At 63.4% G+C, this 16548-nt stretch carries 15 protein-coding genes; 5 read left to right on the top strand and 10 right to left on the bottom strand.

Annotated elements, in window-relative coordinates; all coding sequences use genetic code 11:
* The first annotated feature begins 244 nt into the window (after positions 1-244).
* Both D6Z43_RS21390 and D6Z43_RS21385 read left to right on the top strand, forming a co-directional pair.
* A complete protein-coding gene (locus D6Z43_RS21390; protein ID WP_120654051.1) occupies positions 245-736 on the top strand; it encodes a hypothetical protein in 492 nt (163 codons plus the stop codon).
* Positions 737-905: 169 nt separating this feature from the next.
* On the top strand, positions 906-1304 hold the full coding sequence (locus D6Z43_RS21385) for a glycine zipper domain-containing protein (RefSeq protein WP_120654050.1): 399 nt from the start codon (positions 906-908) through the stop codon (positions 1302-1304).
* 57 nt (positions 1305-1361) lie between these two features.
* On the opposite strand, the gene sstT is transcribed toward D6Z43_RS21385, so the two are convergent.
* The 5 genes from sstT to D6Z43_RS21360 form a co-directional block, all read right to left on the bottom strand.
* Positions 1362-2606, bottom strand: a complete 1245-nt coding sequence (sstT, locus tag D6Z43_RS21380) for a serine/threonine transporter SstT (RefSeq protein WP_120654049.1) — start codon at positions 2604-2606, stop codon at positions 1362-1364.
* A gap of 375 nt (positions 2607-2981) precedes the next feature.
* On the bottom strand, positions 2982-3419 hold the full coding sequence (locus tag D6Z43_RS21375; protein ID WP_120654048.1) for a thioesterase family protein: 438 nt from the start codon (positions 3417-3419) through the stop codon (positions 2982-2984).
* 93 nt (positions 3420-3512) lie between these two features.
* Entirely contained in the window at positions 3513-4676 is a 1164-nt protein-coding gene (locus D6Z43_RS21370; RefSeq protein ID WP_120654047.1) for an iron-containing alcohol dehydrogenase, read from the bottom strand.
* A 51-nt stretch (positions 4677-4727) separates the two neighbouring features.
* A complete protein-coding gene (locus D6Z43_RS21365) occupies positions 4728-6518 on the bottom strand; it encodes an acyl-CoA dehydrogenase C-terminal domain-containing protein (RefSeq protein ID WP_120654046.1) in 1791 nt (596 codons plus the stop codon).
* Between the two features lie 2 nt (positions 6519-6520).
* On the bottom strand, positions 6521-7759 hold the full coding sequence (locus D6Z43_RS21360; protein ID WP_120654045.1) for a 3-hydroxyacyl-CoA dehydrogenase: 1239 nt from the start codon (positions 7757-7759) through the stop codon (positions 6521-6523).
* Between the two features lie 105 nt (positions 7760-7864).
* Between D6Z43_RS21360 and D6Z43_RS21355 the strand changes: the two genes are divergently transcribed.
* On the top strand, positions 7865-8764 hold the full coding sequence (locus tag D6Z43_RS21355; RefSeq protein WP_120655325.1) for a LysR family transcriptional regulator: 900 nt from the start codon (positions 7865-7867) through the stop codon (positions 8762-8764).
* Between the two features lie 174 nt (positions 8765-8938).
* Here the strand turns inward: D6Z43_RS21355 and D6Z43_RS21350 are convergent, their stop codons facing one another.
* The 5 genes from D6Z43_RS21350 to D6Z43_RS21330 all read right to left on the bottom strand — a co-directional run bounded on the left by D6Z43_RS21350 (position 8939) and on the right by D6Z43_RS21330 (position 14945).
* Positions 8939-9541 (bottom strand): nitroreductase family protein, encoded by a 603-nt coding sequence (locus tag D6Z43_RS21350; RefSeq protein WP_120654044.1) that lies wholly within the window; start codon positions 9539-9541, stop codon positions 8939-8941.
* Between the two features lie 118 nt (positions 9542-9659).
* A complete protein-coding gene (locus tag D6Z43_RS21345; protein ID WP_120654043.1) occupies positions 9660-11597 on the bottom strand; it encodes an ATP-dependent DNA helicase RecQ in 1938 nt (645 codons plus the stop codon).
* 153 nt (positions 11598-11750) lie between these two features.
* A complete protein-coding gene (locus D6Z43_RS21340) occupies positions 11751-13295 on the bottom strand; it encodes a phosphoenolpyruvate carboxykinase (RefSeq protein WP_120654042.1) in 1545 nt (514 codons plus the stop codon).
* A gap of 196 nt (positions 13296-13491) precedes the next feature.
* Positions 13492-14379 carry an Hsp33 family molecular chaperone HslO gene (gene hslO / locus D6Z43_RS21335; RefSeq protein WP_120654041.1) on the bottom strand — a complete coding sequence of 296 codons (888 nt, stop codon included), beginning with the start codon at positions 14377-14379 and terminating at the stop codon, positions 13492-13494.
* A 164-nt stretch (positions 14380-14543) separates the two neighbouring features.
* Positions 14544-14945 carry an RNA-binding S4 domain-containing protein gene (locus D6Z43_RS21330; protein ID WP_120654040.1) on the bottom strand — a complete coding sequence of 134 codons (402 nt, stop codon included), beginning with the start codon at positions 14943-14945 and terminating at the stop codon, positions 14544-14546.
* Positions 14946-15092: 147 nt separating this feature from the next.
* Between D6Z43_RS21330 and D6Z43_RS21325 the strand changes: the two genes are divergently transcribed.
* Both D6Z43_RS21325 and rimK read left to right on the top strand, forming a co-directional pair.
* The gene (locus D6Z43_RS21325; RefSeq protein WP_256658068.1) at positions 15093-15530 is read left to right on the top strand and encodes an ATP-dependent zinc protease; all 438 of its coding nucleotides are present in this window, start codon (positions 15093-15095) and stop codon (positions 15528-15530) included.
* Positions 15527-16432 (top strand): 30S ribosomal protein S6--L-glutamate ligase, encoded by a 906-nt coding sequence (rimK, locus tag D6Z43_RS21320; protein ID WP_120654039.1) that lies wholly within the window; start codon positions 15527-15529, stop codon positions 16430-16432. The genes D6Z43_RS21325 and rimK overlap by 4 nt, the downstream gene beginning before the upstream one ends.
* The last annotated feature ends 116 nt before the right edge of the window (positions 16433-16548 follow it).

Raw genomic sequence — 16548 nt, 5'->3', positions numbered from 1 at the left:
CTATATAAAGGCTCGACGGAACTTTAAGTTCATGGGCACTTCGCCAGCATCTGAAAAGACCTGAAAGACGCGGAAAATGCGGGCGGGAATAGGTCTCAGACAGCCCGAATCAGAAAAAGTTCTGCTGCAAAATCAGACAATTAAAAAAATATGAAAAGTTGATACTTTTCGTCGTCTGGCACTTGCGTAAGTAATTTCCCACAGTAAATATCGCCTCACCAAAACCACTGAGGCGATCCTCACCATGAAGTACACCTCGATCCTTCTTCTGTCTCTTGGCCTCGCCAGCGGCAGCGTCTTCGCAGGCGGTAATACCGATGCCGGTATTGGCGGTGCGCTGGGCGGGGTCCTGGGGTCCGTTGTCGGCAACGCTGTTGGCGGCAGCACTGGCGCAGCCATTGGCGCCGGCGTAGGTGGTGCCGCGGGCGGTGCAGTAGCAGCCCCGAAACGTAACCGTACCGAAGCTGCCATCGGCGGCGGCTTGGGCGCAGCGGGTGGTCAGGTTGTCGGCCGGCAAATGGGCGGCACCACTGGCGGCCTGATCGGTGCAGCGCTCGGCGGTGGCGCCGGTGGCGCCCTCGGCAACGAGTTCGGTGACCGGAACCGCTACGACGATGACGACTACGATGATGACCATCGCCACTATCGTCGCGCCTACCGCGATCACCCTGGCAGAGGCCACGCCTGGGGTCATCGCAAGCACAAGCACCGTCACCACGGCGACTGGGATGATTGATCAACCCCGCTAACCGAAAAAGCCCGCTTGAAGCGGGCTTTTTCTAGACCTGCGGCCTGGTCGAGAGACAGCCGCCCCCCTCCCGAATTCATAATCTGACTTGTGTCATGGGCACTGCGGCAGGCCCGCGGAGCCATGGACCCTCTTTTTGAAATGGAGACTCTGCAACATGCGTAAAGCAGTAACCGCCCTCGCCCTCAGCCTGCTGGCAACCCAAGCCGTCGTGGCCGGCGAAACCACCAACAACGCCATCGGTGGCGGCCTCGGCGGCGTCCTGGGTAACGTCGTCGGCAATGCCGTGGGCGGCAGCACTGGCGCTGCCATCGGCGCCGGTCTGGGTGGCGCTGCGGGTGGCGCAATGACCGCCAGGAGCGGCAAGAAGACCGAAGCCGCAATCGGCGGCGGTCTGGGCGCTGCGGGTGGCTCGGTAGCCGGCCGCGCACTGGGCGGCTCCACCGGTTCTGCCATCGGCGCAGGCCTGGGCGGTGCAGCGGGCGGCGCCATCGCCACCGAGCTGACCAAGGACGATCACGACGGCCATCACAAGCACCGCAAGCATCGCCACTGATTGCTGCCCCCATGAAAAAGCCCGGCCTATGCCGGGCTTTTTCATTTCAGGCCGAAATCAGCCGAGCTGCTCGGCACGCACTTCGTCCACATCGCCGCTGGCCATGCAGGCAGCTGCGGTGAAGAGCACGTCGGTGGAGGAGTTCAGCGCGGTCTCGGCGGCATCCTGGAGGATGCCGATGATGAAGCCAACGGCCACGACTTGCATCGCCACTTCACTGGGGATGCCAAACAGGCTGCAGGCCAGCGGGATCAGCAGCAGCGAGCCCCCCGCCACACCGGAAGCGCCACAGGCGCAGATCGAGGCTACGACGCTGAGCAGGATCGCGGTGGGAATGTCGACGACGATCCCCAGCGTCTTCACTGCCGCCAGGGTCAGCACGGTGATGGTGATGGCTGCGCCGGCCATGTTGATGGTGGCGCCCAGCGGAATGGAGACCGAGTAGGTGTCCTCATGCAGGCCAAGCTTCTCCGCCAGCTGCAGGTTGACCGGAATGTTGGCTGCCGAACTGCGGGTGAAGAACGCGGTGATGCCGCTTTCACGCAGGCAGGTCAGCACCAGCGGATAGGGGTTGCGGCGAATCTTCGAGAATACGATCAGCGGGTTCACGACGAAGGCCACGAACAACATGCAGCCCAGCAGCACCGCCAGCAGGTGGGCGTAGTCGGCCAGCACGCCAATGCCGTTCTCGGCGAGGGTCGAGGCAACCAGGCCGAAGATGCCCAGCGGGGCGAAGCTGATCACCACGCGTACGATCAGCGACACACCATGGGACAGGTCACTGAACACGTTGCGGGTGGTTTCGCTGCCCTGGCGAATGGCAATACCCAGGCCCACGGCCCAGACCAGGATGCCGATGAAGTTGGCCTCCGTCAGGGCAGTCACCGGGTTGGCCACGGCACTGCCCAGCAGGCTCAGCAACACCTCGGAAATGTTGCTGGGCGGCGCCAGGTCGGCAGCGCCAGTGGCCAGGGTGAGGGTCGAGGGAAAGAGACTGGAAGCCATCACCGCCACCACGGCGGCGGAGAAGGTACCGATCAGGTAGAGCACGAGAATCGGGCGGATATGCGTACGCTCGCCCGGCTTGTGATTGGCGATGGCAGCGATCACCAGGACGAACACCAGCACGGGTGCCACGGCCTTCAGCGCCATGACGAAGAGTTTGCCGAGCAGGCCGACGGCGCTGGCGTACTGGGGAGTGATCAGGGCGAGGGCGATGCCGGCGATCAGGCCGACGATGATCCGAGTCACCAGGCTGGTGCGTTTCAAGCGTTGCAGGATGGAGCCGTTTGCATGAGTCATGGCAGGTACCGCTGAACATCGGGCCGCACTACGAGCCGGCCCCGGAATGGAGATTGGACCCCGATCGCGTCCCGCCCTCCATGCTGCAGATCAAGCGAAAAGAAAGAACCCTGCCGCGTGGTGTTTCACCTCGCAGCCGGTCAGGACGATTCGGGTTTGGCGCGCATTGTGCGGATTCACGCAAACGATGGGTAGAGCGGATGGACGGTCGGGCTGACAGATGTCGCTATTTCAGCCGTTTCGGGTCGACTGGGTGAAAGTTGTCTGTAGGGGCGAATTCATTTGCCATGCAGACCGCCGGTCTGCCCCTGACGCTATCAAGGGGACAGCTACGCTGCCCTTCGCGAATGAATTCGCCCCTACGAAAGAAATGCGTCAGCCCTCCACCACCAACTCCGCCAACGCTGCACGCAGCGCCTCGGGAATCGGCACCGGCCGGTTGTTCTCACGATCGACGAAGACATGGACGAAACGTCCGGCCGCGCAGGCGTCGATCTCGCCCTGCTTGAAGATCGCCAGTTCGTACTGCACCGAGCTGTTGCCCAGCTTGCCCACCCGCAGGCCGACCTCGATGCGGTCGGGGAAAGCGATGGAGGCGAAGTAGTCGCAGGAGGAGCTCACCACGAAACCCACCACGTTACCTTCGTGGATATCCAGCCCGCCTTGCTCGATCAGGTAGGTGTTCACGGCACTGTCGAAGAATCCGTAATAGACCACGTTGTTCACATGGCCGTAGATATCGTTGTCATGCCAGCGCGTGGTGATGGGCTGGAAGTGGCGGTAGTCAACGCGCATGTGTTGGGGTTGGCTCATGGGGTTCCCTGGGTTCGGTTGGATCGACTCATGCAGGAGCGAGCTTGCTCGCGAACAGCTGCATTCGCCATCAAGCTGGCTCCTACAGGAGGGTCAGAAGGCCGACTGGTAGATAGCCAGGGCCTGCTCTTCGCTGACCTCGCGCGGATTATTCACCAACAGCCGTTGTTGCAACATGGCATCGCTCGCCAGGCGCGGCAGCATCGCCTCGGGTACTCCGGCATCACGCAAGCGCGTGGGCAACCCGCTGCGTTCACTGAAGGCGGCGAGTTCGCGGATCAACTGCTCGGTGAGCTGCGCCTCGCTGCCCGGCCTGAGATTGCTGCCAAGCACCAGCGGCGCCAGCTCTGCGTAGAGCGGGGCAGCTGCCGAGGCGTTGAAACTCAGCACGTGGGGCAGCACCAGGGCGTTGGAGAGACCATGGGGAATATGGAAGTGCCCACCCAGCGGGTAGGCCAGTGCATGCACAGCTGCCACCGGCGCATTGGCGAATGCCTGGCCGGCGAGGCACGCACCCAGCAACATGGCCTGCCGTGCTTCGCGGTTGCGGCCGTCCTGGACTACCGCGTCGAGGTTGCCGGCCAGGAGGCGTAACGCTTCGCGGCCCAGCAGGTCGGACAGCGGGTTCTTCTTCAGCTTGCTGGTGTAAGACTCGATGGCGTGAACCATGGCGTCGATCCCGGTTGCCGCGGTGACCGCTGGCGGCAGGCCGAGGGTCAGGTCTGCATCCAGCAACGCGAGGTCCGGCAGCAGCAGCGGTGAGACAACACCCATCTTGGTGGTCTCGCCAGTAGTGACGATGGCGATCGGCGTCACCTCGGAGCCGGTGCCAGCGGTAGTTGGTACCTGCAGCAGCGGCAGGCGCCGACCGCGCGCGTTGCCCACTCCATAGATGTCCGCCAGATCCTGGCGGCAGTCAGGGTGGGCCAGCAACGCCACCAGCTTGGCCACGTCCATCGAGCTACCACCGCCAAAGCCCACCACCAGCTCGGCGCCAAGGACCTTCGCCAGTTCCACGGCCTCCAGCACCACTGCCTCGGGCGGATCAGCCTGGACCTGGTCGTAGACCGCAACGCTGAGGCCCTCGAGAGCGAATCCGAGGAGGATATCGTCCAGCAGGCCGAGCCGGGTGATGCCGGGATCGGTCACCAGCACAACGCGCTGGGCACCGCGCTCGCGGCAGAGTTCGGCCAGGCGTGCGGCCGAGCCGGATTCGCAAAGAATCTGCGCGGTGGTGGCAAAGCTGAAGGGCTGCATCCGGGCGTCCTCCCTTGTTGTTGTCCAGGCGTACCGCGACGGTAAACGCCGTCAAAACGCGAAATGAGCCTCGGGCAATGCCATCAGGCAGTCTGCTCCGCCCAACAGGGCTTCACGATGACTGCTGGCGCGCGGCAGCACGCGACGCAGATAGAAACGCGCGCTGTGCAACTTGGCCTGGTAGAAGTCCGCCTCCGACGTGCCGGAATCCAGGATGTCCTGGGCCCGCGCTGCGGCCTGCAACCAGAAGCCCGCCAATAGCACATAGGCCGAGTACTGCAGGAAGTCCACTGAGGCGGCTCCAATTTCTTCAGGGTTCTCCCGCACCCGATCCAGCAGGGTCGCGCTCAGCCCACGCCACTCCTGCAGACGCGCCAGCACGGCGCCAGCCAGTTCGGCCAACTCGGCACGCTGCAACTGGGCATCGGCCAGCGCGGCGATTTCGTCCTGCAAGGCGGCCAGCTCGGCCCCGCCATCACCCATCAGCTTGCGACGGATCAGGTCGAGCGCCTGGATGCCGTTGGTGCCTTCGTAAAGCTGCGTGATGCGGCTGTCGCGCATCAGCTGTTCCATGCCCCACTCGCGGATGAAGCCGTGGCCACCGTAGACCTGTACCCCGAGGCTGGCCACTTCCTGGCCCATGTCGGTGAAGAAGGCCTTGACGATGGGAATCAGCAGCGCCGCACGCCGACCGGCGGCCTTGCGCTGGGTGGCATCCGGGTGGCCGTGCTCCAGGTCCAGCTGGCGAGCGCAGTAGACAGCCAGCATGCGACTACCTTCCACCAGGGTCTTCTGGGTCAGCAGCATGCGCCGGACATCGGGGTGGTGGATGATCGGGTCCGCCGGTTTGTCCGGCGCCGCCGGCCCGCTCAAGGCGCGCGACTGCAGCCGCTCGCGGGCATAGGCAAGGGCACCCTGGAAGGCCTGCTCACCGATGCCGAGCCCTTGCAGGCCGACCTGAAAGCGCGCGTCGTTCATCATGGTGAACATGCAGGCCAGGCCCTGGTTGGCTTCGCCGATCAGCCAGCCAGTGGCGCCGTCGAAGTTCATGACGCAGGTGGCAGCGCCCTTGATGCCCATCTTGTGTTCGATGGCGCCGCAGCCCAGGGCATTCTTCGCCCCCGGCGTACCATCCGGATTGGCGATGAACTTGGGAACCAGCAGCAGGCTGATGCCCTTCACTCCAACCGGGGCATCCGGCAGGCGCGCCAGCACCAGGTGGACGATGTTCTCGGAGAGATCCTGCTCGCCACCGCTGATGAAGATCTTGCTGCCACTGACCTTGTAGCTGCCATCGGCCTGGGGCTCGGCGCGGGTGCGCAGCAGAGCCAGATCGGTGCCGGCCTGGGGTTCGGTGAGGCACATGGTGCCGGCCCATTGACCGCTCACCAGCTTTTCCAGGTAAGCCTGCTTGAGCGTGTCGCTGCCGTGCTTGTACAGCGCCAGCACGGCACCTTCGGTGAGTCCGGAGTACACGCGGAACGACAGGCTGGCGCCCATCAGCATTTCGTGGAAACTGCAGGCGACCATCTGCGGGAAACCCTGGCCGCCGAACTCCTGCGGACCGGTCATGCTGGCCCAGCCATTGTCGCAGTACTGCCGATAGGCCTCGCGGAAGCCCTTGGGCGTAGTCACCGCGCCCTGTTCCAGGATCACGCCTTCTTCGTCGCTGTTGCGGTTCAGTGGCGAAACCACTTCGCTCGCGTAACGCGCACCTTCCTCCAGTACACCGTCGATCAGTTCACGGTCCAACCCGTTGGCCAGCAGCTCGCAGTGGCCGGCGACGTCGAAAAGTTCGTGGAGCACGAAGCGCATGTCGCGCAGGGGTGCCTTGTAAGCCATGGTCAGGCCTCCTGTTGGTAGTCGGCGAAGTGACGGTCAGATGCGGCCAGGCGACGGATCAGCGTGGTCGGCTGCCAATGGGGGCCAAAGCGTTCGGCCAATGCCTGCAGGCGCTTGCGGATGGCCGGCAGGCCCTGGCTGTCGGCCCAGGCCATTGGCCCGCCCTTGTCCACCGGGAAGCCGTAGCCATTGAGATAAACGGTGTCGATATCGGCGCTGGAGTTAGCGATACCTTCTTCGAGGATCTTCGCCCCTTCGTTGACCAGGGCCAGCAGGCTGCGCTCGAGGATTTCCTCGGGGCCGATCTCCCGACGGTCGAAGCCAAGCTGCTCGGATACTTGCAGCACCAGTGCGTCCACTTCCGGGTCGGGTTCGGCCTGGCGGCTACCTTCGGCGTAGCGGTAGTAGCCCATGCGCGCCTTCTGGCCGAAACGGCCCATCGCGCAGAGGCGGTTATCCACCTGTACCGCGGGGTCGTCATTACCCTTTCCGGACAACTCGCGGGCGCGCCATTCCAGGTCGATGCCCACCACGTCGTACATGCGGAACGGTCCCATGGCGAAGCCGAAACCCTGTAGCGCACTGTCCACCTGATGCGGATAGGCGCCTTCCAGCAGCATCATCCGCGCCTCGCGCACATAGGTATGGAGCATGCGGTTACCAATGAAGCCCTTGCAGTTGCCTGCCACCACGCTGACCTTACCCATGCGTTGGCCCAACGCTAGTGCAGCGTCCAGTACAGCGGGCGCGGTGCGTGCGCCACGGACGATTTCCAGCAACTTCATGATGTGCGCCGGGCTGAAGAAGTGCAGACCCAAGACCTGCTCCGGGCGCCCGGTAACGGCGGCGATGGCATCGATATCCAGGGCCGAGGTGTTGCTGGCCAGGATCGCCGCCGGCTTCAGACGGGCGTCCAGCTCGCGGAAGATGGTTTGCTTGAGTTCGAGGTTCTCATATACCGCTTCGATCACCAGATCGACCTCGGCGAGATCGTCATAGCTGCCCACCGCCCGAATGTGCGCAATGCGCTCGGTGGCCTGGGCCTCACTGATGCGGCCCTGGCGCACGTTGTGGGCGTAAGTGTCCGCCACCACGCCAAGAGCCTGCTCCAGCATCTGCGGATTGTTGTCCAGCCACAGGACTTCGAGGCCGGCGCTGGCCAGGCTCATGACGATACCTCGGCCCATGGTGCCGGCACCGATCACGGCGGCCCGCTGGATGTTGAATGCGTTCTGGGTCATCGCTGGCCCTCTTGTTGTTCTGATGGGGAGACGAAATCGCCAATCACCTTAAGGAAGACGGTACTATTTTTGAAATTTAGTCTTGTGATAGATGGCATTTCCCTGGTGAATATTTCGAACTTCGACCTCAACCTCCTACGGGTACTGGACGCCCTGCTGCGCGAACGCAACGTCTCGCGCGCAGCGGAACGCCTCTCCCTCAGCCAGCCGGCGGTGAGCAATGCGCTCAATCGGCTGCGCGAGCTGCTCGGCGACCCTTTGCTCGTGCGCGTGGGTCGGGCGATGCAGCCGACGCCACGAGCATTGGCCCTGGAATCCCCGATTCGTGCCGCGCTCAAGCAGATCGAACAAAGCCTGGTCATCGGCGAAGGTTTCGACCCGGCGCGTAGCCGCCAGCGCTTCACCATCGCAGTGACGGACTACGTGGAGCTGATCTGCATGCCGCGCCTGCTGCAGCAACTGGCGGAAGAAGCACCGGGAGTGAAGATCGCCATTCGCCATCTCTCGCCGAGCCTGCCCGCCGCCGCGTTGGACCAGGGCGAACTGGACCTGGTACTGGGCCGTTTCGAAAGCATTCCCTCGCGTTTCGCCAGCCGCCGATGGATGAGCGAATCCCTGCGTCTGGTGGCCCGCCGCGACCATCCGCAAATGCAGGAAGCGCCCGACCTGTCCGGCTTTCTCAGGCTACGCCACCTCTGGGTACACGGTGGCCAGACCAAAGGCATGGTCGATCAATGGCTGGGGGAGCAAGGGCTGGCACGGGACATCGTCTACACGACACCCAACTACCTGCAGGCGGCGCATATCGTCGCCAGCACCGATCTCACCGTGGTGTTGCCAGCGCGCTTGGCCCAGCACTTCGCCAGTCTGCTCCCGCTGCAGGTACATCCCCTGCCCTTCGCCCTTGGCCCTTTCCACCTCGACCTGTTGAGCGTGGCCCAGCGCGAGGAGGATGAGGCCCTGCAATGGCTGATCGAGCGTTTGATGAGCATCGGCAGAATATGAGGGGCTTGAGCAGGGTGCGTTGCGCGCACCGAAAGACCGGCTCGGGAACCGCAGTGCGCACAACGCACCCTACGCATTGATCTCGAGGAAATGAAAACGCCGCCACTGCAAAGGCAGAGGCGGCGTTTCGTAGGTTGGTGCAGAGCGAAGCGAAGCCCAACGCTCCAAAGCAAGTCAGAACTGGTTGCGGATCACCGCTTCGTCGAAGGCCAGTTTGCCGATGCGCGGCCTGGCGGCGACCGCCTGCTTGCCGACGGCGACCATCAGGCCAATGGCATGGTTCTCCGGCAGGCGAATCAGATCGGCCACGGCGTCGAAGTCGAAGCCGTCCATGGGGCAGGTATCCAGGCCCTTGCCGCGGGCAGCGAGCATCAGGGTCTGGGCAACCAGGCCGCAGCTGCGCATCACTTCATCGCGTTGCACCCGGGGCTTGTCACGGTAGTAGTTGTCGATGGCGCCGGCCATGAACTCCTGCACCGGCTGCGGCGCTTCTGCCCAGACGCGGGCGGCGTCCTTCTCCCAGGCATCGAGGCGGGCGCAGACGATCACCAGCATCGAGGCTTCGGTGACCTGGGACTGATCCCAGGCCACATCGCGAATGCGCTGGCGCAGGGCTGGGTCACTGACTTCCACCAGCCGCACGTGCTGCAGGTTGAAGGCGGTGGGTGCGAGCAGGGCCAGTTGCAGCAACTCGTCCTTGTCTTCGCGGCTGATGCTGTGGTCTGTGTCGTAGGCCTTGATGGCGCGGCGGCTGCGGATGGCCTCATCGATATGCATGGTGTACTCCAGGGAGTGGGCTGATTAGAAAGTGGCGCTATCCTAAGCAGCCGCCTCACCCGCTTCCAACACTGATTAACGAAGCTATCGATCGAATAATCCGAATGCTTGCCAGATCTCACCCCGCGTGCCGGCCCACCCAATCGCGCACTTCGGCGTAGGGGTAGGCTTCCAACGCGGCAAAGCCTGGCAGGTTGCGAGCCTTGAGGCGGGTGAATAGCGGCGCGGTGATACCACAAAGCATGCGCGTGAGGCACTCGACACCCGGCCGCTCCCCCTTCAGCTCTTCGAAGCGCTGGATGAAGCCGCCACACAGGGCGCTGAAGTTGCGCTCCGCCAGTGGCGACAGTGCTGGCGGTGCCGGGAGGTATGCCACGCGTCCCTGGCAGACCGAGCAGTGGCCGCAGCGCTCCGGGACGTCATGGTCACCGAAATAGTTGGCCAGCCGCGCACTGAGGCAGGTCTCGCTGGCGAACAGCGCCAGCATCGACTGGATGCGGGTTATCTCGCTGCGTTCCTGCTGGTGGAAGTAATCGTGCAGCTCCACGGCCAACGCCTCAGGCTCGAAGTCGGGTGTGCTCAGTGCGTAGACCTCGGTCATCTGCTTGCTTTCCAACTCGATCCAGCCGCGCTCCTGGAAGTAGTCCAGGGCCTTCACCACGCGGCTCCGTTCAGCACTGTGTTCGCGGTAGAGGCGATCGAAGTCCACGGTGCACCAGGTACGCGCGCGAGTAGAGGTGCGCAGCAAGGCGTCGACGAACTGGCGGCGCTCGCCCTCGAATTGCGCCAGCAGGGCCTCGGGTTCCAGAAGGTGCTTGAAACGGTACTCGGCGAAGTAGGCGTAGAGCGGCGCGATGATGCCGCGCAGCTCCAATTGCACCAGCAAGGTCTTGAGCGGCAACTGGCGAATGTTGCTCTGGTCGGAGAGCGCACCCAGCATCAGCTCCCAGCGATCGCCACCCTGCCCAGCCGCCTTGAGCTCAGCCAGTACCTGGCGGATGCCGGAAAGCTCCGGCGTGTCGCCATAGACGAAGTTCTCCAGCACGTTGAGGCTGTCGAGGTTGGCCAACACCAGGCAGTCCGATGGCTCGCCGTCGCGCCCGGCGCGGCCAATCTCCTGGCTGTAGTTTTCCACCGACTTGGGCAGGTCGAAGTGCACCACCTGGCGGATGTCGCTCTTGTCGATGCCCATGCCGAACGCGATGGTGGCCACCATCACATTGACCTGCCCGGCCATGAACCGGCGCTGCAGCGCCTCGCGCTCCTCATGGGGCATGCCCGCGTGATAGGCGCTGGCGGCGACGTCACGTTCGCTCAGGCGCGCGGCGACCTCTTCGGCGGTCTTCTGCAAGGTCACGTAGACGATCGCCGGCTGCCCTATGCGTTCTCCCAGCCACTCCACCAGCCGCTCCAGCTTGCGCTCGCGAGCCACCGGCTCGACCAGCAGGTTCAGGTTGGGGCGGTAAAAGCCGGTGGTGATGACATCGGCATCGGCGATGGCGAACTTGCGCTGCATATCGGCGATCACCGTCGGCGTCGCCGTGGCGGTGAGCAGTAGCACCTGGGGGATGCCGAACTGGCGCTGGTACTCGGGCAGCTTGAGGTAGTCGGGGCGGAAGTTGTGGCCCCACTCGGAAATGCAGTGGGCCTCGTCCACCACCAGCAGGGAAATCGGTACCTGCTGAATGAAGCCACGGAAGCGCTCGTTCTTCAGTCGCTCCACGGAAATCATCAGGATTTTCAGCTCACCGGAACGGGCCCGCGCCATGACCTCGGCAGCCTCCTCACGGCTCTGTGCCGAGTCGATGCTGGCAGCGGCGATACCGTGGCGGGCGAGGAACGCCAGTTGATCCTGCATCAGCGCCAGCAATGGCGATACCACAAGGGTCAGGTGCGGTAGATGCAACGCCGGCAACTGGTAGCACAGCGACTTGCCGGAACCGGTGGGGAAGATGGCAGCGGCCGATCGCCCCGCCAGCACGGCAGAGATAGCGGATTCCTGGCCAGGGCGGAAATGATCGTAGCCAAAGACACGGGCAAGGGTCGCGGCGGGCATGGCATCACTCCTTGAAGTGGAAGCCTGGTGGCCCCCGGGACTTTGCAGGCTGGGTCGGGCGGCGTTCCGCTCAACCCATCCTACGGGGCGGCACAAGGCCACAAATGAAAAAGCCGCCCGGAGGCGGCTTCTTCGACAAGGACGCGGTGCAGCTTAGAGCTGCGGGCCGGCGTTCTTGATGGCGTCGGAGACGTCGAACTTCTTGAAGTTCTCGACGAACTGCTTGGCCAGGGCCTTGGCAGCTTCGTCATAGGCAGCCTTGTCAGCCCAGGTGTTGCGCGGGTTGAGCAGGTTGGTCTCGACGCCCGGAACGGCCTTCGGCACGTCCAGGTTGATGGTGTCCAGGTGTTCGGTCTCGGCTCCGATCAGAGCGCCGCTCTGGATGGCTGCGATCACGCCACGGGTGGTCGGGATGTTGAAGCGCTTGCCAACGCCGTAGCCACCACCGGTCCAGCCGGTGTTGACCAGATACACCTTGGAGCCGAAGCCCTGGATGCGCTTGATCAGCAGCTCAGCGTACTCGCCAGCCGGACGCGGGAAGAAAGGCGCGCCGAAGCAGGTGGAGAAGGTGGACTTGATGCCACCGCCGGAACCCATTTCGGTGGAACCGACCAGCGCGGTGTAGCCGGACAGGAAGTGGTAGGCAGCCTGCTCGTTGTTCAGGATCGAAACGGGCGGCAGCACGCCGGTCAGGTCGCAGGTCAGGAAGATCACTGCGTTCGGCTCGCCGGCGCGGTTGGCCTCGACGCGCTTCTCGACCAGCTGCAGCGGGTAGGCCGCACGGGTGTTCTGGGTCAGGCTGTCATCGCTGTAGTCGGGCAGGCGGGTTTCCGGGTTCAGCACCACGTTTTCCAGCACCGCGCCGAACTGGATGGCTTTCCAGATTACCGGCTCGTTCTTCTCGGAAAGGTCGATGCACTTGGCGTAGCAGCCGCCTTCGATGTTGAACACAGTGCCCACGCCCCAACCGTGCTCGTCGTCACCGATCAGGTAACGGCTTTCGTCGGCGGACAGGGTGGTCTTGCCGGTGCCGGACAGACCGAAGAACAGGGTGGTGTCGCCTTCTTCGCCAACGTTGGCGGCGCAGTGCATCGGCAGCACGTCTTTTTCCGGCAGCAGGAAGTTCTGCACGGAGAACATGGCCTTCTTCATTTCACCGGCGTAGCGCATGCCGGCGATCAGCACTTTCTTGGCGGCGAAGTTGAGGATCACGCAACCATCGGAGTTGGTGCCATCACGCTCAGGCTCGCAAACGAAGTTCGGCGCGTTGAGGATCTGCCACTCCTGGCGGGACTGCGGGTTGTACTGTTCCGGGTTGATGAACAGGCAACGGCCGAACAGGTTGTGCCAGGCGGTCTCGGTGGTCATCTTGACGGCCAGGTAGTGCTCAGGATCGGCCCCGACGTGCACGTGGGAGACGAAACGCTCACCTTCGGTCACATAAGCTTCAACACGGCTCCACAGCGCATCGAATTTGTCCGCCGGGAAGGGACGGTTAATGTTGCCCCAGGCGATTTTGGCGTCGGTGCTCGGCTCTTGAACGATGAAACGATCTGCCGGAGAACGACCGGTGCGGTGACCGGTTTTCACTACCAACGAACCGTTGGCGGCCAGTTCACCCTCACCACGGCGAATGGCCTCTTCGACCAGTTGCGCGGCGCTGATATCGGTGTACACGGCGTTATTGGCTTGCGTCATGTGGTTCCCCGTCGGCGAAAAGCCGAGTCCTCCAAACGTTTTGTAGTGGGTAATGCGACCCCCTACAGCGAAAAAAGTGCGCGCGATTATGCCAGAAAAGCCCGCTTTGGGTAGAAACCTCCTGTCAGACGGGCATATTCATGACCGATAATCGCACCCCGGTCACGCAGCGACCTTGCGGGCACGCTACATCTTTTCAGTGGCGCGTTTCCGACGGCGCGGCGCTGCCGCCACCGGCAAACAGCTGGGCGATATCCGCCGCGTCGAAGCTGTAGCGCTGATTGCAGAACTGGCAGTCGATCACCACGGTGCCACCGCTTTCCTGCAGCAGGGCTTCGGCGTCGTCCTTGCCCAGGCTCACCAGTGCATTGGCCGAACGCTGGCGCGAACAGCTGCAGCGGAAGTGAATGGCCTGGGGATCGAACAAGCGCACCGCTTCTTCATGATAGAGCCGATGCAGCACGGTTTCGTTGTCCAGACCGAGCAGTTCCTCGGCGGTCAGCGTGTCGGCCAGGGTGGTCAGGTGCTGCCAGTTGGCCTCACGAGCCTCGGGATCCTTCAGGCGATCGGCCGGCAGAGCCTGGAGCAGCATGCCCCGGGCATTGCGGCCGTCGGCGTAGAGCCAGAACCGGGTAGGCAACTGCTGCGAATTGTCGAAATAGCTGGAAAGACATTCGGCCAGGCTGGCGCCTTCGAGGGCGACGATGCCCTGGTAGCGCTGGCCCTGCTTCGGGTCGACGGTCAGGGTCAACGAACCTTCGGGCATCAGGTCTGACAGGCTGGCGGCCGGGTTTACCTGGCTGGCGTGATAACGGGCAATGCCACGCACTTCCCGGTCGCTGGAGCATTCGACCATCAGCAGCGGAACCGCGCCGGAGGAACGCGCCTGCAGCACCAGCAGACCATCGAACTTGAGGGTGCCGACCAGCAGGGAAGCGGCGGCGAGCATTTCACCGAGCAGTTGGGCAACCGGCTCCGGGTAGGGATGCTTGGCCAGGACGTGGGCGTAGCTCTCGCCGAGGGAAACCAGTTCGCCGCGCACATCGGTGTCGTCGAACAGAAAACGTTGGGTGAAATCGGACATGCCGGACTCGCTGCATTTGGGCCAATTTGGCCGAAAGGCTGGCGATTTTATGCGCAAATCCGTCGGCGGACCAAGGGCCGGTTGTCTATCGCCCGCGCGGGTGTTTTCTATCGATGATCAGCGGCCGCTCGGGAGCCCGGCGGCCAGGTCGATTTTCACCGCCCCTATTCGCTGCCGCCACGCAGGAAGTGGATTTGCCTACGCTGTTTCTTGGTCGGCCGGCCATCGGTCTGGATGCCAAGGGCACCCGCCTTGCGCATGGCGGCGGCCTCTTCCCGCTTGGCCAGGCTCTCGGCAGTTTCCTCGTAAAGGGCCTGGGCCTCTGGGGCGCCACGACGCACCGCGGATAGTGCGCGGACAACGACTGTGCGCTCATCGAAGCCGGCGCGGATCACATATTCGTCACCGATGCGGGGTTCCTTGGACGGCTTGCAGCGATCGCCATGATGGTGGACCTTGCCACCCTCGATGGCTTCCTTGGCCAGGGCGCGGGTCTTGAAGAAACGCGCGGCCCAGAGCCATTTGTCGAGGCGCACCTTGTCGTCTTTGTCGTCTTTTTCACGCATGACTCGATTCCATCCTGCCCGGGCTGACCCATTCGTCAGCCCGGTCTAAGCTCAGCCAGGGCCAGATGCAGTTGTCACATCGGCCCACTAGAATGCGCCAACTTTACCGGAAAGCCTGCATTGAAGACTTTCGACCATCTCTCCGTAATCGGACTCCGCGAATGGATCGCCCTGCCAGAACTCGGCATGGTTGGCCTTCGCGCGAAGATCGATACCGGGGCCAGCACCTCCACGCTGCATGCCAGCGACATCGTCCCCTTCGAGAAGAGCGGCGAGCGCTGGGTCAGGTTCACCGCGCACCTCGGCACCCTGGTGCAACGGCGTCACCGCTGCGAGGCGCAGGTCGTCACGGTAAAGACCATAAAAAGCTCCAACGGCCAGGCACAGACCCGCTACGTCATCCGCACCCTGCTCGCCCTGGGTGACCGGGTCTGGCCCATCGAGTTCACCCTGGCCTGCCGCAAGACCATGCGTTATCGCGTACTGCTGGGCTCCAAGGCCTTGGTGCAGGCGCAATTGGTGGTCAATCCGGCGCTCACCTACGTACAGGAAAAACCGACTCTTTCCCTTCCGGGTGCCCAATGAAAATCGCCGTGTTATCGCGCAATCCGCGCCTGTATTCGACTCGCCGCCTTGTTGAGGCCGGCCAGCAGCGCGGCCATGAAATGGTGGTGATAGACACCCTGCGCGCCTATATGAACATCGCCAGCCACAAGCCGCAGATCCACTATCGCGGCCAGCCGCTGGAAGGCTTCGACGCGGTGATCCCGCGTATCGGCGCCTCGGTCACCTTCTATGGCTGCGCCGTATTGCGCCAGTTCGAAATGATGGGGGTATTCCCCCTCAATGAATCGGTCGCCATTACCCGCTCGCGGGACAAGCTGCGTTCGCTGCAACTGCTGTCACGCAAGGGTATCGGCTTGCCGGTGACCGGCTTTGCCCATTCCCCCGACGACATCCCCGACCTGATCCGCATGGTCAACGGCGCTCCGCTGGTGATCAAGGTACTGGAAGGCACCCAGGGCATAGGCGTCGTCCTGTGCGAAACGGAGAAGGCCGCCGAATCGGTGATCGAGGCGTTCATGGGCCTGAAGCAGAACATCATGGTGCAGGAGTACATCCGCGAAGCCGGTGGCGCAGACATCCGCTGCTTCGTGGTGGGCGACAAGGTGATCGCTTCGATGAAGCGCCAGGCCAAACCCGGCGAGTTCCGCTCCAACCTGCATCGCGGGGGCAGCGCCAGCCTGATCAAGATCACCCCGGAAGAGCGCATGACCGCGATCAGGGCCGCCAAGGTCATGGGACTATCGGTGGCGGGGGTGGATATCCTGCGTTCCAATCACGGACCACTGGTGATGGAGGTGAATTCCTCGCCCGGGCTGGAAGGAATCGAGACCACCACCGAACAGGACGTGGCCGGCATCATCATTCAGTACCTCGAGAAGAACGCCTGCCCCAACTCGACGAGAACAAAAGGCAAGGGGTAAGCCGGATAAAGCAACGCATGCGTTGCCCCGGCGAACGACCGGCCACGGATGGCCGGGCCGGGGTTGACCGTGGGCAGCGGAGTTGCGACAGGGATGCCTGCTACTAGATCGAACCT

The sequence above is a fragment of the Pseudomonas sp. DY-1 genome, from assembly GCF_003626975.1.
Classification (GTDB): domain Bacteria; phylum Pseudomonadota; class Gammaproteobacteria; order Pseudomonadales; family Pseudomonadaceae; genus Metapseudomonas.
Note: the sequence above shows the minus strand (reverse complement) of the source record. Positions and strands in the feature narration are given on the sequence as shown.